Origin of the sequence: Peribacillus cavernae, assembly GCF_003989135.1 — a bacterium.
Lineage (GTDB): Bacteria > Bacillota > Bacilli > Bacillales > DSM-1321 > Peribacillus > Peribacillus cavernae.
In genome coordinates, this window is the sequence record NZ_RYZZ01000006.1 from 187,303 (window position 1) to 213,564 (window position 26,262).

General features: G+C 42.2%; 26 protein-coding genes and 1 pseudogene. 24 read left to right on the top strand and 3 right to left on the bottom strand.

What is annotated here, in order from left to right; all coding sequences use genetic code 11:
• Nucleotides 1-82: 82 nt before the first annotated feature.
• Nucleotides 83-1,186 carry an AI-2E family transporter gene (locus ELQ35_RS05455; protein WP_126863816.1) on the bottom strand — a complete coding sequence of 368 codons (1,104 nt, stop codon included), beginning with the start codon at nt 1,184-1,186 and terminating at the stop codon, nt 83-85.
• 338 nt (nt 1,187-1,524) lie between these two features.
• On the opposite strand from ELQ35_RS05455, the gene ELQ35_RS05460 reads away from it, so the two are divergent.
• From ELQ35_RS05460 to ELQ35_RS05480, 5 genes and pseudogenes are all read left to right on the top strand, one after another.
• A complete protein-coding gene (locus ELQ35_RS05460) occupies nt 1,525-2,493 on the top strand; it encodes a metallophosphoesterase family protein (RefSeq protein ID WP_126863817.1) in 969 nt (322 codons plus the stop codon).
• A gap of 166 nt (nt 2,494-2,659) precedes the next feature.
• Complete coding sequence (locus ELQ35_RS05465) at nt 2,660-3,760, top strand: branched-chain amino acid aminotransferase (protein ID WP_126863818.1); 1,101 nt, start codon at nt 2,660-2,662, stop codon at nt 3,758-3,760.
• Between the two features lie 169 nt (nt 3,761-3,929).
• A pseudogene (locus tag ELQ35_RS23695) lies at nt 3,930-4,049 on the top strand (DUF488 family protein, N3 subclade); the annotation flags it as partial.
• A gap of 23 nt (nt 4,050-4,072) precedes the next feature.
• Complete coding sequence (locus tag ELQ35_RS23700; protein ID WP_126863819.1) at nt 4,073-4,213, top strand: ketopantoate reductase family protein; 141 nt, start codon at nt 4,073-4,075, stop codon at nt 4,211-4,213.
• 159 nt (nt 4,214-4,372) lie between these two features.
• Nucleotides 4,373-5,356, top strand: coding sequence for a DMT family transporter (locus tag ELQ35_RS05480; protein WP_126863820.1), 984 nt, complete (start codon nt 4,373-4,375; stop codon nt 5,354-5,356).
• On the opposite strand, the gene ELQ35_RS05485 is transcribed toward ELQ35_RS05480, so the two are convergent.
• Complete coding sequence (locus ELQ35_RS05485) at nt 5,346-6,032, bottom strand: LuxR C-terminal-related transcriptional regulator (RefSeq protein ID WP_126863821.1); 687 nt, start codon at nt 6,030-6,032, stop codon at nt 5,346-5,348. The genes ELQ35_RS05480 and ELQ35_RS05485 overlap by 11 nt on opposite strands.
• Before the next feature lie 153 nt (nt 6,033-6,185).
• Between ELQ35_RS05485 and ELQ35_RS05490 the strand changes: the two genes are divergently transcribed.
• The 3 genes from ELQ35_RS05490 to ELQ35_RS05500 are packed head-to-tail and all read left to right on the top strand — an operon-like array spanning nt 6,186 to nt 9,855.
• The gene (locus ELQ35_RS05490) at nt 6,186-7,073 is read left to right on the top strand and encodes a R2-like ligand-binding oxidase (RefSeq protein ID WP_126863822.1); all 888 of its coding nucleotides are present in this window, start codon (nt 6,186-6,188) and stop codon (nt 7,071-7,073) included.
• A 22-nt stretch (nt 7,074-7,095) separates the two neighbouring features.
• The gene (locus tag ELQ35_RS05495; protein ID WP_126863823.1) at nt 7,096-8,628 is read left to right on the top strand and encodes an aldehyde dehydrogenase family protein; all 1,533 of its coding nucleotides are present in this window, start codon (nt 7,096-7,098) and stop codon (nt 8,626-8,628) included.
• Between the two features lie 15 nt (nt 8,629-8,643).
• A complete protein-coding gene (locus ELQ35_RS05500; RefSeq protein WP_126863824.1) occupies nt 8,644-9,855 on the top strand; it encodes an iron-containing alcohol dehydrogenase in 1,212 nt (403 codons plus the stop codon).
• A gap of 320 nt (nt 9,856-10,175) precedes the next feature.
• Here the strand turns inward: ELQ35_RS05500 and ELQ35_RS05505 are convergent, their stop codons facing one another.
• Entirely contained in the window at nt 10,176-10,349 is a 174-nt protein-coding gene (locus tag ELQ35_RS05505) for a hypothetical protein (protein WP_185861673.1), read from the bottom strand.
• Nucleotides 10,350-10,706: 357 nt separating this feature from the next.
• On the opposite strand from ELQ35_RS05505, the gene pepF reads away from it, so the two are divergent.
• The 16 genes from pepF to ELQ35_RS05585 all read left to right on the top strand — a co-directional run bounded on the left by pepF (nt 10,707) and on the right by ELQ35_RS05585 (nt 26,222).
• The gene (pepF, locus tag ELQ35_RS05510; RefSeq protein WP_126863826.1) at nt 10,707-12,497 is read left to right on the top strand and encodes an oligoendopeptidase F; all 1,791 of its coding nucleotides are present in this window, start codon (nt 10,707-10,709) and stop codon (nt 12,495-12,497) included.
• A gap of 202 nt (nt 12,498-12,699) precedes the next feature.
• The gene (locus ELQ35_RS05515; RefSeq protein ID WP_126863827.1) at nt 12,700-13,050 is read left to right on the top strand and encodes an STAS domain-containing protein; all 351 of its coding nucleotides are present in this window, start codon (nt 12,700-12,702) and stop codon (nt 13,048-13,050) included.
• An 8-nt stretch (nt 13,051-13,058) separates the two neighbouring features.
• Nucleotides 13,059-13,460 (top strand): anti-sigma regulatory factor, encoded by a 402-nt coding sequence (locus ELQ35_RS05520; RefSeq protein WP_126863828.1) that lies wholly within the window; start codon nt 13,059-13,061, stop codon nt 13,458-13,460.
• Nucleotides 13,461-13,534: 74 nt separating this feature from the next.
• A complete protein-coding gene (locus ELQ35_RS05525) occupies nt 13,535-14,062 on the top strand; it encodes a mismatch-specific DNA-glycosylase (RefSeq protein WP_126863829.1) in 528 nt (175 codons plus the stop codon).
• A 44-nt stretch (nt 14,063-14,106) separates the two neighbouring features.
• Nucleotides 14,107-14,865, top strand: coding sequence for an exodeoxyribonuclease III (locus tag ELQ35_RS05530; RefSeq protein WP_126863830.1), 759 nt, complete (start codon nt 14,107-14,109; stop codon nt 14,863-14,865).
• Nucleotides 14,866-14,960: 95 nt separating this feature from the next.
• Nucleotides 14,961-15,359 carry a cytosolic protein gene (locus ELQ35_RS05535; RefSeq protein WP_126863831.1) on the top strand — a complete coding sequence of 133 codons (399 nt, stop codon included), beginning with the start codon at nt 14,961-14,963 and terminating at the stop codon, nt 15,357-15,359.
• Nucleotides 15,360-15,711: 352 nt separating this feature from the next.
• Complete coding sequence (locus tag ELQ35_RS05540) at nt 15,712-16,905, top strand: CaiB/BaiF CoA transferase family protein (RefSeq protein WP_246025983.1); 1,194 nt, start codon at nt 15,712-15,714, stop codon at nt 16,903-16,905.
• Nucleotides 16,906-16,917: 12 nt separating this feature from the next.
• Complete coding sequence (locus ELQ35_RS05545; RefSeq protein ID WP_126863832.1) at nt 16,918-18,126, top strand: acyl-CoA dehydrogenase family protein; 1,209 nt, start codon at nt 16,918-16,920, stop codon at nt 18,124-18,126.
• 64 nt (nt 18,127-18,190) lie between these two features.
• Nucleotides 18,191-18,514: a DUF3870 domain-containing protein gene (locus ELQ35_RS05550; protein ID WP_281278103.1), complete on the top strand. Its 324-nt coding sequence runs from the start codon at nt 18,191-18,193 to the stop codon at nt 18,512-18,514.
• Between the two features lie 281 nt (nt 18,515-18,795).
• Nucleotides 18,796-19,971, top strand: coding sequence for an acyl-CoA dehydrogenase family protein (locus ELQ35_RS05555; protein ID WP_126863834.1), 1,176 nt, complete (start codon nt 18,796-18,798; stop codon nt 19,969-19,971).
• A gap of 64 nt (nt 19,972-20,035) precedes the next feature.
• Complete coding sequence (fabG, locus tag ELQ35_RS05560; RefSeq protein ID WP_126863835.1) at nt 20,036-20,800, top strand: 3-oxoacyl-ACP reductase FabG; 765 nt, start codon at nt 20,036-20,038, stop codon at nt 20,798-20,800.
• A gap of 25 nt (nt 20,801-20,825) precedes the next feature.
• Nucleotides 20,826-21,275 carry a MaoC family dehydratase N-terminal domain-containing protein gene (locus ELQ35_RS05565; protein WP_126863836.1) on the top strand — a complete coding sequence of 150 codons (450 nt, stop codon included), beginning with the start codon at nt 20,826-20,828 and terminating at the stop codon, nt 21,273-21,275.
• Entirely contained in the window at nt 21,272-21,673 is a 402-nt protein-coding gene (locus ELQ35_RS05570; protein ID WP_126863837.1) for a MaoC/PaaZ C-terminal domain-containing protein, read from the top strand. Before ELQ35_RS05565 ends, ELQ35_RS05570 begins: the two co-directional genes overlap by 4 nt.
• Before the next feature lie 143 nt (nt 21,674-21,816).
• On the top strand, nt 21,817-23,529 hold the full coding sequence (locus ELQ35_RS05575) for a sigma-54 interaction domain-containing protein (protein ID WP_246025984.1): 1,713 nt from the start codon (nt 21,817-21,819) through the stop codon (nt 23,527-23,529).
• Nucleotides 23,530-23,764: 235 nt separating this feature from the next.
• A complete protein-coding gene (locus ELQ35_RS05580) occupies nt 23,765-24,913 on the top strand; it encodes an acyl-CoA dehydrogenase family protein (protein ID WP_126863838.1) in 1,149 nt (382 codons plus the stop codon).
• A 70-nt stretch (nt 24,914-24,983) separates the two neighbouring features.
• Nucleotides 24,984-26,222: an MFS transporter gene (locus ELQ35_RS05585; protein ID WP_126863839.1), complete on the top strand. Its 1,239-nt coding sequence runs from the start codon at nt 24,984-24,986 to the stop codon at nt 26,220-26,222.
• Nucleotides 26,223-26,262 lie beyond the last annotated feature (40 nt).

Here is a 26,262-nt window from a genome sequence, read left to right on the forward strand (position 1 = left end):
GTCAACAATGACTGAAATGGACAAACCCTTGTTCTTTTTGGCAAGCACAGTAGCAGAACTTTTTGCTATATTATTTCAACTGCTACATCGTACCCGTTTCATCTGCTGTTTCAGTCACATTCTTTCTTTGCCGCAAACGATAAAACAAGCGGAAGTTTTTAACCAGGGTCTTGATTACGGAATAGAGCGGAATCGCAATCAAGATACCAATAAAACCGTAAATGGAACCTGCAACCAAAAGCAGGAGAATAATTGTCAGAGGATGAATTTGGAGACGCTTGCCCATTACATGGGGCGTTACCAGGTTCCCTTCGAGCTGCTGAACAATGACGAGAACTAGTAAAACCTTCAAGGCCATGATAGGCTCGTGCTGAAGTGCAACGAATAATGCCGGAATGATTCCGATGAACGGGCCAAGAAAAGGGACGACCGTCAAAAACATCGCAAACAATGCCAGAACGATTGCGTAATCAAGTCCGATAATCATGTAGCCTATATACATTAACACACCGTCCACGACCGCAATCGTAAGTTGACCGACGATATAGGTCGATAATGTCTTATCAACGTCTTTTACTATTTTGTTGCCTTCATTCTCAACATTATTCGGAATATATTTGAGAAGAAATGGCTTTAGCTTTTCGTCATCCTTCAGAAAATAAAAAAGAATGAACGGTACAATAATCAAAACTGTTGCTATGCTTGTGATCGTTGAAAAGATCTGGACTAGATTGCCTGTGATCTGAGAAGAGATTGATTGAAAATAGCCGATTGCTTTTCCTTGAATATTTTCGCTGTCTTTTACCATACCAAAGTCATTTTCTTTGATCGCTTCCTCGGATTTGTCGGAAAACTCTTTGACCTTATTTGGAAATTGACTAGAAAGGTTTTGCACCTGTTCAGAAACTGCAGGGCCAAAATAGTGTACCACAAGGAATATGACTCCCACAGCAGTTGCAAATACTGCCAAGATGCTAATTGTTTTTGGGAGGAATTTGGATAACAGCTTTACGAGCGGCCTGACAATATAATAAAGCAGACCGGCAATAAGGATTGGGAAAAAGATGGTAGCAATCATTTTTTGGAATGGCGCGAAAAAATAATCCATTTTCCCGAGTAAGTAAATAATGAGTATTGTTAGTAAAATACCTGCTGCATATTTGAAAAACGGTTTATTGATCCACAAAATGTATACCTCCTCAGCGTTTTCATCTGGATCTGTCTGCTTAACTAATTCCTTCTTTTTCGTAATAGTAAACTTTTCAGGCAAGGTTATGAAAAAGCGAAACGGAACCATGAAAAGCTGAGTGTCTTTTTTGATCAGGAAACTCAGTGTATCAACTAGATAATATGATTAGCTTCTGTCCTTAAAATCGTGCAAAGGGACAGGAGCTTCTTTAATTCATTTTATGCTTTTCTATTCATACATTCCCAAGAAAAAAACCCAATTCTTCCTTCATATTTTTTAACTTTCCAGGGAAACATGAACACAATGGCACCTTATTGAATGAAAGGAGTTATTCTATGAACAGCATTCACCGAATATTTCTCCTCTGTGTTACCCTTTTATTATTCACTGTTCCTGGTTTGGCTTCATCAAATGCCAGCAAACAATTCGACAAAGAAATTCCAATCATGCAGTTTCCGGTCCTGAGCGACGTTCATATATGCGGTGAGCCAAGAACAATTGAAGGGATTCCAATTTGCAGCGGACAAACCGATGAAAAGTTCCTCCACGCCTTGGAAGATTATCAGCAAATCGCCCCAGGGTACAAAGCGATTGCCATAATCGGAGATTTCACAAATCAAGGACTTGGCGAACAATATGATAAATTCATGAGTCTTTTGCAAACCGGTTCCAACCCTGGTGTGGATAAAATACTCGCGATCGGAAACCATGAATTTTTTGAAGCCAGATACTGGAATCGCCCTTTGCTTTCCAATCAAATCCTTGTAAAAAGATTTATTACAAAAACGAATAGGGAAAATGTCTATTACGATAAATGGATTGAGGGCTACCATTTTATAACACTTGGAAGTGAGAGAAAGCTTCCCGAAAACCCAAATGGTCCATATATATCTGACAAACAATATCGCTGGCTGGAACGAACCATTAGCATGAAGGCAAAAAAAAATAAACCAATCTTTGTTTTTCTTCATCAGCCAGTTAAGCATTCCGTATATGGCACAGAAGGAAAATATACGGATTTTGAAGGAACAAGGTTAAAGGGTATCTTGCGTAAATATCCACAGACCATCCTATTCAGCGGCCATTCACATTATGAGCTGAATAACCCCAAAACAGTCTATCAGGACGGATTTACGATGGTCAATACATCTTCGGTAAGTTATGTAATGAGTAACAAAGGCAAAAAACCAGGATTATCGCAGGGTCTACTTGTCGAAATATACAAAGACCGAGTAGAAATCAAGGCGAGGGAATTCAGTAACAAATCCTGGATCAAAACATTTACGGTCCAACTTGATAAATAGCACCATTACCGTCATGATGGTGCTGATTTTCAGCATAAATAGACGAAACTACATAAAAAAATCAGAATTTTTAATAATATGGGGTTGATGTTTATACAGATAAAGGAGTACAATGGCTTTTATAGATTCCATGTATAATTTATTTTATTGATGAGGAGTTAACGGAATGAATACACAAAATATAACAATCACCCTTAGCGAAACAAAAAAAGAAAAACCTCAATCCGATCAGCTTGAATTCGGGCAAGTATTCACGGACCATATGTTCATGATGGACTATACCGAAGAATTGGGCTGGCATGACCCTCGAATCGTTCCTTACCAGCCAATCACTTTAGATCCAGCTTCGATGATTTTTCACTACGGCCAATCCGTTTTTGAAGGATTGAAAGCATATCTAACAGAGGACGAAAGGATCTTGCTATTCCGTCCCGAAAAGAATTTTCAGCGCTTAAACAAGTCAAATGACAGACTTTGCATCCCTGAAATAGATGAGGAGCTGGCTCTCACTGCACTAAAGCAGCTGATTGAGACTGATCGGGAATGGATACCGACGGCAGAAGGCACCTCTCTTTATATCCGTCCCTTCGTCATTTCAACTGAACCATATCTGGGGGTTGCACCTTCAGGTTCTTATAAATTCATCATGATCCTGTCTCCTGTCGGCTCATACTATAAAGAAGGCATTCATCCTGTTAAAATCGCTGTGGAAACACAATTTGTCCGGGCTGTAAACGGCGGGACAGGCACGGCAAAAACGGGTGGAAATTATGCTTCAAGTTTAAAAGCACAGGAAGTATCAGGAAAAATGGGCTATTCCCAGGTGTTATGGCTTGACGGAGTCGAAAAGAAATATATTGAAGAAGTCGGAAGCATGAATGTCTTTTTTAAGATCAACGGAGAAATCATCACTCCTGCATTAAATGGCAGTATTCTTCAAGGAGTTACCCGGACTTCGATTATTGAATTGCTAAAATACTGGAATATCCCGGTAACCGAACGGAGAATCTCGATGGAAGAAGTTCGGCAGGCACATAAAAACGGGACATTAGAAGAAGCATTCGGGACCGGTACAGCTGCAGTCATTTCTCCGATTGGAGAATTCTTCTGGCAGGACGAGAAGTTACTCATCAATGAAGGCAAAACCGGGGAGCTTTCCAAAAAGTTATACGATACTTTGACTGGTATCCAACGCGGCAAACTGGAAGACCCGCTGGACTGGGTAGTCGAGGTCACAAAGGCGAGCAGTCTTTCCACTGTCCGTTAATCTCGTGACCCAGAATAGATTCAACTTAAAGGGCTCAATCATTTAATGATTGAGCCCTTTTGAATTTGCTTTTTCTATATACGAAACTGTTTCGTTGCAGCCAGGCGAACAACTCACAGTGCCAGCAAAAACAATGCATCGCACCCGTTAGAGTACGGAACATCAAGAAACGGTCGGTCGCCTGCTTGAATGGGATAAGGAAGGAACCGTCACACTTGTATATGCTGCCAAGGATCAGGAATACAATCATGTTGTGGTGTTACGGGATTTCCTTACGAACGATTCTTAAGAAATGTGATAAAATAAGTATGGATGCATCGTGATCTTGAAAAAGGCTTGCCTATTGAAGTAGAAAGCTTGCAAGGAAATGTCTTGGAACAAGCAAACAAACATGAAATTCAAGTACCGGTTATTCGTGCTATCTATTCACTTCTTCATCCTTATATAAAATGAACGAATTTATAATGGCTGATGATCCTAATCTCCATGGAAAGTCAGCTTTTTCTTTTTCCAGAGGTCATGCAGCGTTCAGAACTCTTCAAAATCTTGTTGCCATAAGTAAATTAGGCAGTAAAATAAAGATTATGATTTTTTCGAAACGGGGTGGACAGATTGCGTCCAATTACGTTGGGTGTTTGTGCGGCTTTCTTTTTTGCTTTTACGTTTATTTTTAACCGGATGATGGATTTGTCTGGGGGAAGCTGGATTTGGAGTGCTTCGCTGCGCTATTTCTTTATGGTGCCGATGCTGCTTATTATCGTCTTATTCAAAAAGAGTCTGGTTCCGCTATTTGATGAGATGAAAAAGCGGCCACTATCATGGGTGTTATGGAGTACTATCGGTTTTGGCCTGTTTTATGCTCCGATTTGTTTTGCTGCGGCTTACGGTCCGGGCTGGCTGATTGCCGGAACATGGCAGATTACGATTATCTCGGGGTCCTTGCTCGTCCCGTTATTCTATGAAACGATACAGACGGTGAATGGCCCTGCGCGGATAAGAGGAAGAATCCCGTATAAAGGGTTGGCGATGTCCCTGGTCATCCTTTTTGGGGTCGCTCTTATGCAGTACGAACAGGCTTCAGAACTCTCCATAAGATATGCCATATTATGCGTGGTGCCGATTATCATCGCATCATTTGCATACCCGCTTGGAAACCGCAAAATGATGGAAATATGTGCAGGTCGGCTTGATGCCTGGCAGCGCGTTTTAGGGATGACGATTGCAAGCCTGCCGTTTTGGCTGATTCTCTCGTGTTACAGTTTCATCACAGTGGGAATGCCGGCAAAAGAACAGATATGGCAATCCGCGGGTGTTGCGCTATTTGCCGGCGTGTTTGCCACGGTTCTTTTTTTTGCTGCAACCGATTTGGTGAAGGGGAACATGCGGAAATTAGGAGCTGTCGAATCCACTCAATCATTGGAAGTCTTATTTGCGGCGACAGGAGAGATTCTTCTGCTCTCAACAATATGGCCTTCATTCATGTCATGGATGGGAATGGGGCTTGTGATAGTCGGCATGGTTCTGCATAGTTATGTTTCCACAAGGACAGAAAACACCGTTTTACAAGCTGTAAACAAAGAAAAATTCACAGGATAATGCCTTTTCTCATTCCAACTGCAACTGCCTCGGCTCGGTGATTAACGCCGAGCTTCCTTACGACAGAACTTATATAATCTCTAACCGTATATTCACTTACAGACATCATCGATGCCATCTCCTTCATTAAATATCCGTTGGCAAGGTGTTGAAGTACTTCCGTTTCCCGTTTACTAAGCGTGTTTTTTTCGGGGAACGAAGGAAAGAAGGGGACAGTCATGCGTTTGAAATAGTAGGAAAGAAGCGACAAATAATTTTTTGTAAATGGATATTCCCCAATATAGCTGTCTACCAAAACAAAACCAACCACAATATTAACGAGACTGATTGGAACAATGGCCAGCGTCGATAGTTCAAAATGGCGGACATACTTATCCGGAAACGAATTAAGGATATCCTCTCTGTTTATGAAAACAGGCTTATTTCTCGTTAAGGCCTGAAAAAGCGGGAAGATTGGTCGAACGTCATCCTTCACAGCTTCCAATGAAACCATTTTGTCATTTTCGATTAAGAATATTCCTTCACCTGTATGGCTCAATGGTGAGTAGGTAAACAACGAGGCACGCTGGAATGGAAAAAATTGAATGCATCCCCGCATCATCCATTCAGCTTTTTTCCGTACATCAGATACTTCTGCGATTTTTTCCATATATTCATAAACTGCTTGATCCATCATTCGACATTTTTCACCCCTATATTTTCAGTGATGTTATTCCTGTTTCTTTCATCTTATAATATAGTGAAAGCCCTTACAATCCTGAATGTTTTTCATCGACATTCTTTCCTGTTTTGCTAGTGTCGGGCTTTATATGTTCCCAGGAGGTTATGTATGGAAAAGAGAACGATTTTAACTACGAGTAAAAGAGGACTTTTGGAAGATTCCCTGCCGTTTCGCCTTTTTCAGAAAGCGAAACGGTTGGGGACCTGGAATCCAGCAGACATTGATTTTACGCAGGATGCTAAGGATTGGCAAACATTCAGCCATGAACAAAAAGAAGGGATATTAAAGCTGATTTCGCAATTTCAGGCTGGGGAGGAAGCAGTAACAAGGGACTTGCTGCCATTAATGATGGTGATCGCGAAAGAAGGCCGTCTTGAGGAAGAAATGTTTTTAACCACCTTTTTATTTGAAGAAGCAAAGCATACCGAATTTTTTAGGCTTGTTTTGAATGCACTCGGTGAAAAAGGAGACCTTTCCATTTATCATACGGAAACCTACGATACTATTTTCAATCAGATCCTCCCCAATGCAATGGAACGTCTTGTCGACGACCATTCACCTGAGGCCTTAGCCGAAGCTTCGACTGTTTATAATATGTTTGTCGAGGGTGTACTAGCTGAGACAGGATACTATTCTTTTTATCAATCATTGGAACAGATTGGCACCATGCCGGGGCTATTGAAAGGCATCGGCTACTTAAAGAAGGATGAATCCCGCCATATAGCTTACGGGACGTTCCTGCTGCAGCGTTTGATCAGTGAGCACCCACATATCTTTGATATTGTTACAAGCAAAATGGAACAATTAACACCGCTGGCCATCCAGCTCAACCAGGAGGGAATGGTGGAAGATTCTCCATTTGGCAATGACTTTGAGGAGACAATGAATTTTACGATGAAGCAGCTATCCGTTCGGATGGAGATTCTGGCAAGATCACAAGGCAGGAAAGTGGAGGAAATATATAAGCAGAAGGAAAGCGAATTCGGGATCGTATAACAAGCTAAAAGGAGGACGTTACATGACTGTTCAAGTAGACATTCAAACGTTTCCGTTATTTATTAACGGAAAATGGGAACCGGCAACTGGCGGAGAAACCTTCGATGTTCATAATCCGGCAACAGGAGAATTGGTTGCCAAAGCAGCAAAGGCCAGCGTAGAAGATGTGGATAAAGCTGTACAGGCTGCGAGGGACGCGTTTGATAAATCGGATTGGAAATATATGTCTCCAAAGGACCGTTCCAAAGTATTAAACGCGATTGCCCATGGGATTGCAACAAATGCAGAAGAGCTGGTATATCTGGAATCCATCTCCAGTGGCGGCACAGTTCGCCGGATCGCCAGCAACGATATATTGCAGATGGTAGATTTATTTAATACCATGGCAAAATTCGTCCTGGAATATCCTTTTTCAGAAACACTTCCTTCGCCGCCGTTTCCGGGACCTGCGCATAATTTTGTTTGGAGGGAGCCGATTGGTGTTTGTGCAGCGATAACACCGTGGAATATGCCGATGTTGATAGCCACCTGGAAAATTGCGCCGGCACTTGCGATGGGAAATACAGTTGTCATTAAACCGGCAAGCTATACGCCGTTATCTACTCTTAAACTGGCAGAAATCATTTCACAATTTGTTCCCTCCGGAGTCATCAATGTTGTAACCGGTGCTGGGGCAGAAGTTGGCGAGGCTCTTGTCCGCCATTCCAAAGTGGACAAAGTTGCCTTTACGGGATCGACCGAGGTTGGCAGGAACATCATGTCAATTGCATCGGGCACAATCAAGAATACAACCCTTGAACTTGGCGGAAAGTCGCCAAATATCATTCTCGAAGATGCTGATCTGGATATCGCAGTGCCTGGCAGCTTATTCGGTGTCTTTTTACATTCCGGCCAGCTTTGTGAATCCGGCACCCGTTTATTTGTACCGGACAAGCTGTATGATCAAGTTGTAGAAAGGCTTATTGCTTTGGCTGAAACATTGAAACCGGGCAATCCTCTTGACCAGCAAACTGAAATTGGGCCTGTTATTTCCAGGAAACAAAAGGAAACCATCCTCAGCTATATTGAATTAGGTAAGCAGGAAGGCGCTACGTTGGTTTGCGGCGGGAAGGAAATGACAGTTTCCGGCTGTGAAGGCGGCCATTTTATCGAGCCAACCATCTTCACAAATGTTACAAACGATATGAAAATTGCCAGGGAGGAAATCTTCGGCCCTGTACTCTCGGTAATCCGCTATTCTGATGTAGAGGAAGCAATCGCCATGGCTAATGATTCGATTTACGGGCTTGCGGCGGGAATCTGGACACGCGATGTGAATAAAGCATATGCAGCTGCAAGAAAATTGCAGGCAGGGATCATCTGGATCAATGACTGGCATATGCTGCGCAATGATGCTCCTTTCGGGGGTTATAAGCAGAGCGGTATAGGCCGTGAAATGGGAAAACATTCTTTGGATGCATATACACAACTTAAACATGTCCATACATCAATGGTTCCTGAACTGCATAAGCGGAGCTGGTACCAAATTTTATTCTCAGATTCGGTTCAATCTTAAAAAGGGGGAATTGTTTTGCTTACTACGACATTATCCAGTTTCTGGCTGCGCACAGCCATTCATACTGGTTCAAATTCAAGGGCGCTCGCACCGGATTTATTTAGGGGAATGGGGGCAAAAAGAGTCGTTCTTTTCAGTGACAGAGGCCTGGAAAAAGCGGGAATTGTTGAAAAGGTAGCGGAAATATTCAAGCTGACACCACACGGGACAGGGCCTGAACTTGCCGGCATCTTTCTGGATATTACACAGGATGCTGAAAGCAAATGCGTGAATGCCGCCGCGCGCTATGCAAGGGAAGTAGGTGCCGATGCCCTGCTTGCTGTGGGAGGAGGCAGTGTGCTTGATACCGTAAAAGGAGTAAAGTACTCATTGTTCAAGGGGTTAACCGATATTAGCGAAGCAATTCCAGGTGGCTTTGTGTCAGAATCATTCCCGCAGGCACAACACATCCCGATTCCGCATATCGCCATTCCGACAACAGCAGGGACGGGTTCGGAAGTTTCACCGATTGCCGTTATCTATAATGAAGAAATAAAGTTGAAAACGAATATTATCAATCCATTTTTAAGTGCAGACATGGCAATTCTCGATCCTGACTTGACCACAGGACTTCCGCCATTGATTACTGCTTTTACGGGGATGGATGCGCTGACCCATGCAATAGAAGCACTTGCTTCACCGAATGCGACATCACTCACGGATTCTTATGCGCTGCATACCATTCGTCTTATCGAAAAAAACCTGCCAATCGCAGTCAGCGACGGGTCCAATCTAGAAGCGAGAATGGAAATGCTCCAGGCCAGCTTAATGGGCATAACGGCGTTTAGCTTCGCATTGAATGCGATACCTGTCCATAACCTGGCACATGCGTACGGTGCGATATTCCGGATACCTCATGGACTTGCGAATGCTGTATTTTTGCCGATTGTAATGGAGTACATTCCTGATCTTTATCTGCCAAAAGTAAAAGAACTTGCACAAGCATTGGGTATAAAAGCGGACCATGAAGATCCAGCGGCTCTGCTCGAAAAGGCAATCGAAAAGATCCGCCTCTTACAGGTGAAAACAGGGCTGCCTGCTGATTTCTCACAATACAATATTTCAGCAGAAAACCTGCAAAAGGCGATATCCGCAGTCGCTTCTGATCCGGCAGCAGTCAACTTTCCTTTGCCGAAAGAATTAATCGAAGCCATCGGACAAAGGGTCGTACCACTTCCCGTTCAATAAAACAACGGACAGCTTTGCTTTTCAGCGGAGCTGTCTTTCATTTTGATTACTGTTTATTTCTCCATGTTGTTATTGATCGGGTAAAGCTCGCCTTCAGCATCGTTTCTCTTAATCGGATCTTGACCGGTGAAAAATCACAATTGAAATCATCCATGGAGCTTGACGTCCTTTCCCGAGCGCAGGTTCAGTTGGTACAATCTTTCCCCCTGGAAAACCACTTATTCTCTCGCCTTGGGAAAAATCTCTTATCGGATACAAGTAAAATTAAAAACCCTCTTTGCTTTAAAAGAGGAAATCCTCATTCAGCAAGAGGGGGTGCGTTACATACTATTTAGCGCAGTTCCGTTTATATCAAACTCAGGTGTGTCATCCCTTAATTGTGCCACATCGAATGCATTGGCAGCTAAAAGATTTTTTGAAGGATCATGATGGTCTTGATCAGCCGGGTTTCTAACGGCTTCGTTATTCTCTTTATTCCAGAGACTGAGAACCATACTCATACCAGCTCCTTTGACGAGAATAGCCATTGATCTTTGTAATCAAACCCTTTTTAAGAAAAACGATACTCTCCAACATTTCTATATTCTAACCCTGATCACCCGGACTGAATACAGCTTCGTCATTCTCTTTATTCCATTGGCAGTAGTTCACGCGCATGATAAAACAGCTCCTTTGGTCCCGAGAATATCTTACATTTTATTAATTCCCCCTGCTGAAAGAATTAAACAAAATTTTCTGAAAAGTAGGTAACTATTTCGAATGCTTTTTTGAAAGGAAAAGTTGCATTCATTTCTTTATAAACATCGAATACGCTATTATGTACATAAATACTTTTAAGGAGCACGTTATAAATGAAAACATACAAATCTAGACAGGAAGTACCTGTACAAGAACAATGGAATCTAACTGACATATACGAAAATAAAACGGCCTGGGAGCAGGACTATCAACAAATTGAAAAGCTAACAGAAACGTTAAAGGCTTACGACGGTCGTTTGGATGATGCCCAATCTTTATATAACTACCTGACACAAAGTGAAGAATTATCCTTCCTATATCGCAAAGTATATGCTTACGCTATGCTTCATGTGGATTGTGATACGAGGGATACCACTTCCCAGGCGTTGTTGGACAGATCCAGCCAGCTTGGACAAAAAGTCAGCGCTGCCAGTTCTTTTTTTATGCCATTCCTATTGAGCCTTGAAGAGGAAACGCTGAAAAAATATATTTCTGAAGTGGAAGGCCTGCAATATTTTGAGGAAGATTTATTGGATTCGTTTCGCTACAAAAAACATGTGCTCAACAGAGACCAAGAGGAAATTTTATCGCAAATGGGGGAAACCCTGTCTGCTCCTCAAAAAACGTTTGGAATGTTTAATAATGCTGACATCAAGTTCGGGGAAATCACGGCTGAAAACGGCGAAAAAGTCAATTTGACCCGCGGCATGTACGCTAAATTGATTGAGAATGAAGACCGCAAAAAGCGGGAAGAGGCTTATAAAGCATATTACAAGCCTTATATTCATCTGCAAAATACGATTGCTTCCACATTGTCTGCAGCAGTTAAGAATAATGTCTTGATTTCGAAATTGAGGAATTATCCTTCAGCAATTGAGAAGTCCCTTTTTTCTGACATGGTCCCTTTAACGGTTTATGATAACCTGATTAAAGCGACGAAGGAAAATATCGAACCAATGCATACGTACATTAGCCTGCGCAAGAAAATCCTTGGGGTGGATGAACTCCGGCAGTATGATTTAAGCGTACCTCTGGTGAAAGGCATCAAACAGGATATTTCCTATGAGGAAGCTTTCGAAACGATGCTAAGTGCACTAGCACCACTTGGAAAGGATTATGCGGCAACTTTATCCGGATTTAAAGAAAAGCGCTACATTGATGTCAGGGAAACGCCCGGCAAGCGCTCAGGGGCTTACAATCTGGGAGTTTACGGTGTGCATCCGTTTATTCTGTTGAACCATCAAGATGATCTCGATAGCTTATTCACATTGGCCCACGAATGTGGCCATGGAATGCATTCCTATTACAGTACAAAGCACCAGCCGCAAATCACGGCAGGGTATTCTATTTTTGTTGCTGAGGTGGCATCAACTGTCAACGAAATTCTGCTCATTCGTTACTTGCTTGAAACGACAAAAGATAACCACATGAAAAAACATTTGCTCAATCATTTTATCGACGGGTTTAAAGGGACCTTCTTTACCCAGGTCATGTTCGCTGAATTCGAAAAAATCGTCCATGACAAAGCGGAGGCCGGTGAACCGCTGAATACAGAGGCATTCAATACAATATATGAAAAACTGTTTAAGGAATATAACGGTTCCGATCTGCTCGTGTTAGATGAAGAAGTGAAATTTGGCTGGTCGCGCATCCCGCATTTTTATCGTCCTTTTTATGTCTATAAATATGCGACTGGCTATGCTTCCGCGATTCATATTGCAGATAGAATCCTATCAGGTGATAAGGAAACATTGGATCATTATCTCGATTTCCTGAAAAGCGGCAGCTCGGATTATCCGCTTGAGCTGTTAAAGGCAACAGGTGTGGATTTGACAAAACCGGAGCCGATTCAAAGCGCCCTTTCCATCTTCAGTGATTTAGTTGATGAATTTGCCCGGCTTTAAACAAACGCTTTTTAAATGACCGCAAATATTTAAAGTAAGGTAATAAAATCGGAAAACAGCATGTTAGCCATTTCAACCTTTGATTTACCTTGCTAACTGACTATTCCCATCCTATAATATAATTGATAACAATTCTAACTATCATTAATTTCGATAATATCTGCAGGATTTCAGAAAACGTGTTTCGTTTAGGAGTGATCGGGTGAGGATACCAATATTAAAGATGTACGATCTTCTGCTTGTTTCCATCCAAGTAGAACTTGATGATATCAGCGCTTTAGAACTTCAAGAAGATCTATTGAATAAAATTCATGAAACTACGGCAAAGGGAGTCGTTCTTGAATTAACCTCAATGGAAATTATTGATTCCTACATAGCAAGAATCCTGGGAGAAATAGTCAGCATGGCGGAATTGATGGGTACAAAAGTCGTTTTGACTGGTATTCAGCCTGCGGTCGCGATTACTCTAATTGAGCTTGGAATCCACCTGAAAAGTGCAAATACCGCTCTTGATTTAGAAAAAGGTATAGAAATTCTCAATGACATTTATTAAGGTGATACATGAAAACAACAAATGAAGTATCTATAAAAAATGAATGGGACATTGTGGCTGCACGCCAGGCTGGCCGGGAAGCCGCAAAACGGCTGGAATTTGGAATCGTGGATCAGTCCAGGATAACGACAGCTATTTCCGAATTAGCCAGAAATATATATTTATACGCACTTCCAGGAAAAATTGTAATTGAGGAAATCCATAAAAATAATCGGAACGGGTTACGGATCGTAGCAAAAGACAAAGGCCCTGGAATAGAAGATATCAGGAAAGCACTTGAAGACGGATATACAACATCGGGCGGCTTGGGAGCCGGCGTACCGGGAGTCAAACGCCTGATGGACGAGTTCGAGATTGATTCAGCTATTGGTGTCGGTACAGAAGTAACGGCAGTTAAATGGCTTAAATAACTTTTTATATCTTACTGAGAAACTATCAACTTCTCGGTTTTTTTATTTTTATTGAAATGGAAGGAAGAATGTGAGTGAATTCGATTAGCGACCATATGAATGATCATCTGGATATTTTGTTCGTCGGCTTTAATCCGAGCATTCGCTCGGGCGAGACCGGACACCATTATGCAAACCCTAATAACAGGTTTTGGAGAATTCTCCATGAAGCAGGCATCACGCCCAAAAAATATCGGCATGAAGAGGATGAGATATTATTGGATCTGGGTTATGGATTTACAAATATCGTTTCGAGGCCAACAAAAACCGCCGAGGAAATATTGAAGGCAGAATATAAAGAAGGCAGAGAAGAACTAAAGAAAAAAATTGCTCATTTTAAACCGAAAGTCATCTGCTTTGTCGGAAAAGGCGTTTACCAGCAATATAGCGGGCTGAAAGTGCTTCCCTGGGGAGTTCAGGAGCATTCTGTCGTTTCGGGAACGATTGACTTTGTGGCTCCGTCATCCAGCGGGCTGGTAAGGATGAAGATGGAAGAAGTGATCAAGATCTATAGTCATCTGCCAGAATTGCTCCGTTCTCTTAAAGCAGGAAAAAATGATTAGAAGTTTATTAACAAATAAGATTCGCGGTAAGGAGTTTAGCTTAGATGAAACTGGTATCCTGGAATGTAAACGGAATAAGAGCTTGTGTGGGGAAGGGATTCATTGATTATTTCAAGGAAATGGATGCTGATATATTCTGCATCCAGGAATCCAAATTGCAGGAAGGGCAAATTCATTTGGATCTTGAAGGGTACGAACAATACTGGAATTATGCGCTTCGGAAAGGGTATTCCGGCACAGCGATATTCACAAAGAAAAAGCCTTTATCAGTCCGCTACGGTGTCGGAACGGAGGAACAAGACGCAGAAGGCAGAGTCGTCACTCTCGACTTTGAAGAGTTTTATATGGTGACTGTATATACACCGAACTCAAAGCGGGATTTGGCTAGGTTGGATTACAGATTGGCCTGGGAAGATCAAATTAGGAACTATCTGAAGGAATTAGATGCTGTTAAGCCCGTAATTCTTTGTGGTGATTTAAATGTAGCACACATGGAGATAGACTTGAAGAATCCGAAAGCGAACAGGAAAAATTCAGGTTTTACGATAGAAGAACGCGGGAAAATGACAGAATTACTTGGCTCCGGCTTTATCGATACATTTAGATACTTATATACTGATAAAGAAGGCTCGTACACGTGGTGGTCGTATATGAGCAAGGTCAGAGAGAGAAATATTGGCTGGCGAATTGATTATTTCATTGTATCGGAAAGATTGGCTCCATCGATTATAGATGCACAGATTCATTCCCGTGTCATGGGAAGTGACCACTGTCCTGTCGTCCTGGAGATTGATATTGATTAACTTTTTGCAAAAAATAAAAGAAATATTTTTGACGAAATAAGGGAATAATCTTACAAATAACCGCTCTTACCCAATATACTTAACAGGAGGTAATCATGAACTCTTTTATTGTAAGCTTTCACCAAGAAGATAATGTCGACACGATGCAGGTTCAAAAATTAAATCAGGAAGAATTAGAAAAAGCGGCCGGGAGGGGAACAAGGCGTTTATTCGAATTAGATACGAACATTGGTTTTTTTATTTTTTTAGATGCTGAGGATGATGACGGTGACCTTTCCTACCTCGTGCTTCAGTATGAAGAGGAAAGCGAGGAGCCAAGTGCCTGTTACTCCTTTGGAATGAAGGATTTTTATGAATTCATGGCCCTCTTTTTACAGGATGCTTATTTTTACGAGGAATCCGAAGAAGAGCAAGAAGAGGAGTTTGGACCAGTTCATCACCTCGCTCATCTCTTGCACCATATTACGGAGGCTGGGAAAGATATAAAGCCATAATCCCATATGCGTTTTATCCATGTGCAGCCGATGTTATAGGAATTCCCTGACAGTTTGGATGAATTCCCCGGCGGTTTGGTTGAATAAATCTCAAAATTGGTTGAATTCACCTGCATTTTGGTTGAATTATTTTGTTGAATCATTGTTGACAAAATTCTCACTATTTTGTAAGCTAACTGTAACTCACTCCTAGAAAGTTTCCACTTTCAAGATCAGTGAAGCTTACTGAATGAATCTCATATTTTTTAAACTGAGGAATCTATTTGACTTCGCCAGCCCGAAGCAGCGGAATAGATTAAAGCCAGTTGTATCATTTATTTGATATGGCTGGCTTTTTTTATTGAAAAGGAGGGTGGTTCATATTGGCGCTTTGGATGGCATACAAGTCCTTGATTTAACAAGGGTATTGGCAGGACCTTATTGTACGATGATTTTAGGAGATATGGGGGCCGATATCATAAAAGTAGAAGCTCCCGGCGGAAGTGATGAAACAAGGGAATGGGGCCCTCCCTATGCCGGGGATGAAAGTGCGTACTATCTGTGTGCGAACCGGAATAAGCGGGCGATTACCTTAGATTTAAAATCAAAGGAAGGAAAAGAGATTGTAAAAAAACTAATCATCCATGCCGATGTTGTGGTCGAGAACTTTAAACACGGAACGATGGCGAGATTAGGCTTAGCGTATGAAGATTTAAAAAAGATCAATCCAAAGCTCATCTTTTGTTCGATTACAGGGTTTGGGCAATCCGGACCGTATAAGGACCTGCCCGGGTATGATTTTATCATCCAGGCGATGTCGGGGTTAATGAGTATAACCGGAGATGAACAATCAGGACCAATGAAAGTGGGTGTTGCTATTACCGATGTCGTCACCGGCATGTATACAGCAATCGGAATTTTGGCTGCCCTGAACGAACGGGACAGAACAGGAGAGGGACAAAGCATTGACATATCCCTTTTCGATTCGCAGTTGAGCACTTTGGTGAATGTCGCCAGTAATTATTTGATTTCAGAGAAAGTTCCAGGACGGCTGGGCAATGTGCATCCCAATATTGTCCCTTACCAAACCTTCGAAACGATGGACGGAAAAATCGTCATTGCGGTTGGAAACGATCGGCAGTTCAAAAGCCTCTGCACCGTTCTTAACCTTGAAAGGTTAAGTACTGATAACAGATTTTCTACCAATCCAGCACGAGTGGAAAATAGGAATGCATTAATCGATATGCTTTCCGAAGTGATTAAAAGGAAAACAACAACGGAGTGGATTTCCCTTTTAAACGCCTATAGTATTCCGTGCGGGCCAATCAATGATCTTAAACAAGTTTTTGAAGATCCCCAGGTAAAAGAAAGACAAATGGTATGGAACTGTGAGCATCCGACCGCAGGAGATATACGATTTGTTGGCAGCCCATTGAAGTTTTCGAGGACACCGGCTGAATGTAAAAGGCACCCGCCCGTTGCCGGTGAACATACTGAAGAGGTTTTAACACATTTAGGCTATGATCCAGTTGAAATCAGTAATCTTAAAAAAGATAAAATTGTCTGAGGAGGAAGTCAAATGAATTTTCATTTAACGGAAGAGCAAGAGATGGTAAGAAAGGTTGTCAGAAACTTTGTCGATAAAGAAATCATGCCATACATCGCGGAGTGGGACCGCCAAGGCCAATTTCAACCCAATATTATGAAACGGCTTGCAGATCTAGACTTGATGGGGGTTTGCATTCCGGAGAAATATGGCGGCAGCGGAATGGATTACAACACATTAGCGATTGTATGTGAAGAGCTGGAACGAGGCGACACCGCCTTTCGGACAGCGGTTTCGGTCCATACGGGATTGAATAGTATGACATTGCTGCAATGGGGAAGCGAATCGCAAAAGGAAAAATATTTGACTCCACAGGCAAAAGGCGAGAAAGTCGGAGCATTTGGTTTAACCGAGCCAGATGCAGGTTCAGACGTCGCCTCATTAAAATCGACTGCCGTTAAAGAAGGCGATCACTATGTGCTAAATGGTCAAAAAACATGGATATCCCTATGCGACGCTGCTGATCATTTTATTGTTTTTGCCTATACAGACAAAAGTTTAAAGCATAAAGGTATTTCAGCGTTTATCGTCGAACGCGACATGCCTGGTTTTTCTTCAAAAGCGATAAAGGGAAAACTGGGAATCAGGGCCGGAAATACGGGGGAACTGTTCTTTGACAATATTAGAGTACCAAAAGAAAATTTACTAGGTGAAGAAGGAGAGGGATTCAAAATTGCGATGTCCGCCCTTGATAATGGCCGCTTTACAGTAGCGGCAGGCGCCTGCGGACAGATCATGGCCTGCCTGGAAGCAAGTGTGCAATATTGTCATGAACGAAGCACATTCGGCAAAGAAATCGGCAAGCATCAATTAGTTCAGCAAATGATTGCGAAAATGGAAGCAGGCTTACAAATGTCCAGGCTGCTGGTTTTTAAAGCAGGCTGCCTGAAAAACGAAGGGAAGAGAAACACTCGTGAAACTTCGCTGGCCAAATGGCAAGCATGTGATTTTGCCAACGAGGCTGCCAATGATGCGGTCCAAATTCATGGTGCCTATGGCTACTCAAATGAATATCCAGTCGAACGATACTTAAGAAACTCAAAAGCGCCGGTCATTTATGAGGGAACCCGTGAGATCCATACAGTGATGCAGGCGGAGTATGTACTTGGTTACCGGGAGGATAAGCCATTAAATCAGTCTCTCCCTGACTGGCCCCACAAGGTAACAACTGCAAATAGATAATTGATTATTTAGACATCTCCATTTACTATTAATCTAATAAACAAGTGAAATGGAGATGTTTTTTGTGTTAAATAATACATTATTTATTGCCGGGCATGCACGGCTTCCGCAGGGGATGGCTGCCAAGAGTGTCTTTGACTCATTAACGATAACCGTCGAGGTTGACTTGAAATATGGGGTCATTTTGGACGCCTCCTGTACGTTAGCAACCGATCACGGACGCAACTTTGTCCGTAATTTGTTAAGGGGCAATTGTTTACAGGATGGAATTGATACACCGCTGAACCTTATACAAACGTACTATCGCGGAAAAGCAACGAACGCTCTGGTAGCCGCTCTGAAAGATTTATATATCCAATACGAACAAACAAAAGGTTTGGTTAAATAACACGATTGTGGATATGGTGAAGCATATCGATACAACAACCTGAGATGTTTCACTGTATCAAGAATTTCCGAAGAGCCACAGCTTCGGGTTTGAAAACGCAGCCAATTTCATATACATCTTGCAGATATTTGCCGGAATAAGTATAAAAAACTTGTTTTTTTTGAACATTCTTACTAAACTGATAGTATACATACCAACTGGTTGGTATGATATTTTCATAATTACATACAGATGTGTTTCAGCAAAATTCACAACAGTATTTAAGGAATGGAGTTGGTGTTATGGATTTACGCCTTTCAGATGAACAGAAAATGGTTCAAAAAACAATTCGAAGATTTGTAGAAAAAGAGTTGATTCCTCTAGAAAATGATGTGTTAAGAAATGAAAGGGAAGGGAAACCGAGCCTTCCGCCCGGTAAATTGAAGGAGCTGCAGCTAAAAGCAAAAGAAGCAGGATTCTGGGGCATTAACACTCCTGAGGAACACGGCGGTGCAGATTTAGGACAGATGATGCTGGCGATTGTCTATATGGAAGTTTCCAAGACTTTCGTTCCATTCCAATTTGGCGGATCCGCCGATAATATTCTCTATTACGGGAACGAAGAACAAAGAGAGAAATACTTAATTCCGACAATCAACGGAGAGAAAAAATCCTGTTTTGCAATGACCGAACCGGGAGCTGGATCTGATACACGAAATATTAAGATGACAGCTGTAAAAGACGGCAATGATTGGGTTTTAAATGGAGAGAAAACATTTATCACCGGGGGAAATGAAGCAGATTTTGTTATGGTTATCGCGATTACGGATAAAGAAAAACATCAGGCTACAGGCCGTGATGGCGTTACTTGCTTTATCGTCGACCGGGACATGGGCTGGAAATCAGAATATATTGATACGATGGGCGAATGGGGACCGGCCGGCCTGGTGTTTGACAATGTCCGAGTGCCAGAAGAGAACATTCTGGGTGAAGTCCATGGCGGATACAAACTCGGTCTTGAGTGGATCGGCTTTGCAAGATGGATTGTCGGGGCACGTGCGGTCGGCTCAGCGGAACGGCTCCTGCAAATGGCGATTGATTATTCGAAAGAGCGCGAAACATTTGGCAAGCCCATTGCAGATAGGCAAGCAATTCAGTGGCAAATTGCCGATTCGGCGGTTGAAATCGAAGCAGCCAGATGGCTTGTTCTAAATGCAGCTTTTTCACTCGATAATGGAGAAGATAACCGTCATCTTGCATCCATTGCTAAATTATACGGTGCTAACATGGGCAATAGAGTGGTGGACCGTGTCATGCAAATCCATGGCGGAATGGGTTATACAAGAGAATTGCCAATTGAACGCTGGTACCGTGAAGCAAGGCTTTGGAGAATTTATGATGGCACAGATGAAATCCAGCGCATGATTATTTCCAGGAACTTACTTAAAGGACATGTTAAAGTTGGGCAATTTGGATAATGAGAAACGTCCTTAAGCTAATTGAAGCTAGAACTATCAAAAAGCTAAGTTGGGAGGAATTGTAATGGCAGGCAGATTTGCAGGAAAAGTGGTATTTGTGACAGGGGGAAGCCGTGGTATCGGCAAAGGAATCGTACAGCTGTTCGCAGAAGAAGGGGCAAAGGTTGCCTTCATCGATTTAAACGAAGAGTCTTTAAGTGAGACTACCAGTGAATTAAAGGATAAGGGGTATCAAGTATATTCCAGGGTTGCTAGTGTCACAGAAGCAGACCAGGTCGAAGATGCGATGAAAGAAGCTTATGATACATTTGGATCCATTGATATTCTCGTAAATAATGCAGGTGTCATCCGTGATAACCTATTATTTAAAATGACAGATTCAGACTGGCAGATGGTAATGGATGTACATCTGAAAGGCTCTTTCAATGCGGCACGTGCGGCACAGAAGTATATGGTGGAGAAAAAATATGGCCGAATCATTAGCATTTCCTCGACGTCAGCTCTTGGTAATCGCGGCCAGGCAAACTATGCGACTGCAAAGGCCGGACTTCAAGGATTTACGAAAACACTCGCGATTGAACTTGGAAAATATGGCATTACCGCCAATGCGGTTGCCCCGGGGTTCATCGAGACGGAAATGACAAAGGAAACAGCCAGCAGAATCGGGATTTCTTTTGACGATTTGATACATGCTAGCGTCAGCAAAATTCCTGTCGGCAGAAGCGGGAAGCCTTCCGATATTGCCAATACAGTTGCATTTTTTGCTGATGAAAAGTCATCCTTTGTAAACGGCCAGGTCATCTATGTTGCTGGAGGACCAAAAGCGTAATAGCGAAAAAGGGGGTGGAATATCGATGTTCAAGGATTCGATTGGAAAAAGATCCAATAAAGTTAAAAATATCGTCGAGAGAGGCGCTGTCAAAAAATTCGCAGAAGCGATTGGTGACACACATCCGCTTTATTTGGATGAGGAAACAGGAAAGCATTCTAGATATAAGCAAAATATTGCTCCGCCAACCTTTCCAAGGGTTTTTGATTATGGGATCATTGAGGGATTAAACCTGCCTAATAAAGGGCTTATCCATGGGGAACAGATCTATCATTATGAAAGGCCGCTGCTAGTAGGGGAAGAAATTTATTGCTATGCAGAAGTAAAGGATTACTACGAAAAAGCCGGAAAGAACGGCAGTATGGGATTCCTCGTATTAGAAAATAACGGAGAAGATATCAATGGAAAAGCCATCTTCACTTCCACATCTATCGTTATCATAACTGAAGCAGTAAGGAAGGTGCTCACAGTATGACGAAGCTCTCTGAGTTGGAAATCGGCGAGTCACTTAAAGACGTACAGCTTGAAGCAGTCTCCCGATTAGACTTAATAAAATATGCCGGTGCTTCCGGTGACTACAATCCGATTCATACGATCGATGAAGAAGCCAGCAAAGCCGGCCTTCCGGGAATCATAGCCCACGGCATGTGGACGATGGGCAATCTGGCCAAACTCTTCACTGCTCACTATGAGGAAGGTTTTATCAAGGATTACTCGATTAGATTTAAAGGCATGGTATTTGTAGATGATGTTATTACATTGCAGGCAACACTAAATGAAAAGACGCAAAATCAATTAAGCTTTGATGTAAAGGCAGTCAACCAGGCAGGTAGCGAAGTCATAAAAGGGAAAGTTCTCTATCATCAATATTGAACTTTTGAACGCAAGAAATGCAAACGTTTTCTATTGCAGGATGAATAAAGTAAAACCCATTGACTTGAAGGTAAAATCTTTTTGTCGCTGGGTTTTATTCCTTTTATACATACATAACAAGTGGGAAAAGTGGTGATCTTTCGATGAATGATTTCCAAAATACGTTTTATTCGATGATTGAAGAATTACCCCATCCAGTTATCCTGATAAGCGAAGATGATCAAGTAGTCAAGTTCAATCCCTATTTCAAGGAGCTTCTGGTTCGTATTCCGAAAGGCGGTTGTGAAGTAAGCGCCATTTTTGAGGAATGGAAGTATTTTTCTGATCAAAAAATCGCCACTGGCCATTTAGCGGAAAAGAAATATATGTTTCTAAAAATCAATGGATATACTGGGGAAGATTCTTATCGGGTATATATTGGACATGAAACGGCATTTTTAGACGGATTAACGAAACATGTAAAAGAAGTTGAAAAGATAAACCGCGCATTAGATGCCATCATTGAAAATTCTTATGATGGGATATACATTACAGACCGCGAGGGGATCACACTCAAAACCAATTCGGCGATTGAGAGGATTACAGGGATACCGAAAGAATATTATATCGGCAAGTCCGTAGATCGCTTAATCAAAAGAGGGATCCTGTCTTCAAGTGTAACCCATAAAGTCGTCAAGCAAAGAAGGACCGTTTCAGTTGTCCAGGAAAATTATGCCGGAAAAGAGACATTAATTACGGGTAGCCCTGTTTTTAATGAAGATGGCGAGATTGATCGGGTTGTCACGAATATCCGAGATTTATCGGACCTGAACGATCTATTAGATGAGTTAACAAAAGTAAATCAATTAAACAGCAAATACAAAAAAGAAATAGAGAAGTTGAGGAACATCCCATCTCGTGACAGGATTATTTTTGCAAGCGAAAAAATGAAAAGCATAGAGGAAATAATCGATAGAATTGCAGATGTCGATGCTACTGTTTTGCTATTGGGGGAAACAGGAGTGGGAAAAGATGTTCTTGCGCGGATGATCTACACCGGAAGCAATCGCTCTGTAAAAGGGGAATTCATTAAAATAAATTGCGGCGCGATCCCCCCTGACCTTTTAGAGTCAGAACTTTTTGGGTATGAAACGGGTGCCTTTACAGGAGCGAGCCAAAAGGGAAAACCGGGCATGTTTGAACTTGCAGATGGCGGGATTCTTTTTTTGGATGAAATCGGTGAGCTTCCCTTACCCCTGCAGGTTAAGTTGCTGCGTGCTATTCAGGAAAGAGAAATCCAGCGTATTGGCGGGACGAAGCCTAAAAAATTCGATGTCCGGATTGTATCTGCGACGAATCGCAATTTAAAAGAAATGGTCAGGAAAGGAGAATTTCGTGAGGACTTATATTACCGGCTCCATGTGATCCCAATTACAATCCCGCCTTTGCGGGAAAGAAGGGACGATATTTTGCCATTGATTGACTTTTTTCTGCAAAATACGAACGATCGATATAATCTTCAGAAAAAACTGGATTCTTACGTGAAAGATTTCTTTTTTCGGTATGACTGGCCTGGGAATGTACGCGAGATGCTGAACTTAATCGAACGCCTTGTGTTAACGACATCCAATGAAACGCTTACGATAGAAGACCTGCCATCAGATCATAAAGAACTATATCTGTCTGACTGCGCCTGCCAATCGAATCCGCTTTCATTAAAAGAAGCAGTTGAACTTGCTGAAAAGAAAGTGCTGACCCAGGCAGTACAAAAATACCATACGACTTATGAGATTGCCGAGGCTTTGGAATCGAGTCAAGCAACGATCGTAAGGAAATTAAAAAAATATGAAATTAAAAGTAACGAACTGACGAGGTAATGCAATAGCTGCGTCTTTTTTTACTATTTTCAGAGAACAAGAGAACAAATAGAAATTAAAAGTAAATCATTAATTCAATAATGAATCACGTCTGTAAGTGGATTGCCCAAGTTTATAATTCAAAAATGAATTATTTCGAGATTAATAATCCTAGAATGTTTGATATATCAGTACATGAAGGGTTGGCACAGTTATTGCATATAAAATAGGAAGGAATAGAAAGGGGTCTGGGGAAATGACAGTTGAAGTAACAAACGAAATGGACCAAATGAAAATTATGATTCGCAATTTTGCAGAAAACGAAGTGGAGCCGTATGCTCAGCAAATCGAAGAAGAGGATGCCATTCCTCCGCATCTGATCGATAAAGCGAAGGAACTGGGACTCTTTGGAATGAGCATTCCGGAAGAGTATGGCGGAATCGGTTTAAACACGGTGGAAAAAGCAATCGTATTGGAACAATTAGGACGAACCCATAATGGATATGTTTCCTTGATAAGCGCACACACCGGGATTGGCAGTACAGGTTTAGTCAAGCTTGCCTCTGAATCTCTGAAAAAGAAGTATTTACCGGACATGGCTGCCGGGAAGAAAATTGCAGCTTTTGCCTTATCAGAACCGGGAGCGGGATCTGATGCAACCAATTTGGCCACAGTCGCCGAGAAAAAGGGCGCTCAATGGATAGTAAACGGTTCGAAACACTTCATTACTAATGGCCCAGTTGCTGATGTTTTTACCGTTTTTGCCGTTACAGATAAACAAAAGGGTGCGAAAGGCGGAATTACAGCCTTTTTGATCGAGAAAGATTTTCCCGGCCTAATCGTTGGTAAAAAAGATAAAAAGATGGGGCTGCGCGGATCCTATACAAGCCAATTAATCTTCGAGGATTGCCTTGTTCCGGACTCGAACGTCATCGGGGAAGTCGGCATGGGGTATGTTTCAGCGTTGAAAATCCTGGGAGAAGGCCGTGTCGGCCTGGCTGCAAGAGCAGTTGGTTCCTGCCAAAAACTAATTGAGTTGTCGGCCGCATACGCAAAAGAAAGAGTCCAGTTTGGAAAACCGATTGCAGCAAACCAGGCCATCCAGTGGATGCTTGCAGATATGGCAACAGAAACGGCCGCGGCCCGAGCCCTGACAATGGAAGCGGCAAGAAAAATAGATGAAGGAAAAAAAGTGATTAAAGAAGCTTCCATGGCGAAATTGTTTGCGTCGGAAGTATTTAATAAAGTGGCCGATAAAGCGGTTCAGATTCATGGCGGTATGGGATACATGGCCGACTATCCAGTCGAACGCTTTTACCGCGATGCCAGGATTACGAAAATTTATGAAGGTACCAATGAAATCCAGCGCTTAATTATCGCGAGAAACGTATTGGATGAAAATTGATGGAAATCCATCTCTTACATTGACCTCTATGTTAATTTCATATTTTGATTTGTAAAGGAGGAAATTCATCGTGCGTTGGATTGTCCTGGCACTATTATTTCTGGGAATGATCATTAACTTTGCGGATAAATCGATCATTGGACTTGCAGCTGTGCCGATCATGAAAGAATTCAATCTTTCCTATAGTCAATGGGGGCTTGTCGGCAGCAGTTATTACTGGCTATATCCAGTCACAGGGATCATCGGAGCGGCCTGGGCAGATCGAATTGGCGCAAAAAAAATGCTCGGATTACTTATGCTTACCTGGGCCGTTTTGCAGTTTGGTGTCTTAGGTATTACAGGGTTTTTCGTACTGATTGTATACAGGGTGTTGCTGGGCGCATTTGAAGGGCCATTCAGCCCGATATCCTACAGCCATGCACACAATTGGTTTCCACCGAAGCTACGTGGTTTTGCTAATTCAGTTGTCGTATCCGGGGCAACAGTGGGAGCAATGGTAGTAGCTCCTCTCCTTGTTGCCTTAATTACTATTCTGGGCTGGCGGTGGGCTTTTGCTATTTTAGGGGCCGCGAGCCTTGTCTGGTTTGTATTGATTCAGTTTACTCCGGAAAGTCCCAAAGACGCTGAAGGAAAGCAAAAGACAGCTAAGAAAAAGTTAGAAAAACTCAATGTCAAGGCTTTTCTTACTTTACTTTCTTCTCCTTCCGCTCTTTTTACAACACTTGCTTACTTTTCCACCTATATTTTTGTGGTGTGGATATCGGTGTGGCTGCCTGTATATTTGGTGAAAGTTATCAAGATGTCCTCGGTGCAAATGGGATATGCAGTGGCAGGCATTGGGATCGTGTCTGTCGGTGTTTATATTGCCATCTCAATTATCTCGGACCGGTTATTTAAGAAAAATCAGAACTGGCGTGTATCAAGGGTTTACGTCGTCGGCTTCTCCATGATGGCAGGCGCATTAGCGATGATTTCCACGCTTGTCTTCCAAAATGCGATCTGGGTCATCGTTGCCATGTGCCTTGCTAAAGGATTGACTTACGCCATTTTACCGATAGGGCCAACGATTGTCATTAACCTAATGCCTGATAGAGGCAGTTTAATGACTAGTATTTTGACATCCTCCGGAAATATTGCAGGGATTATCGGTCCTATGCTAACGGGTTTCATTATTGAGTTAGCAGGGGATAACACTGCACTTGGCTTTAACCAGTCTATTTTGTTTATGGGAGCAATCATCCTACTGTTCGCAATACTCTTTTCTATTTATGTAAAACCTGACATAAAAACGAATCCTGAAGCCAATTAAATGGGAAAGGAAAAATGCTCATTATCACGAATAGAGGAGG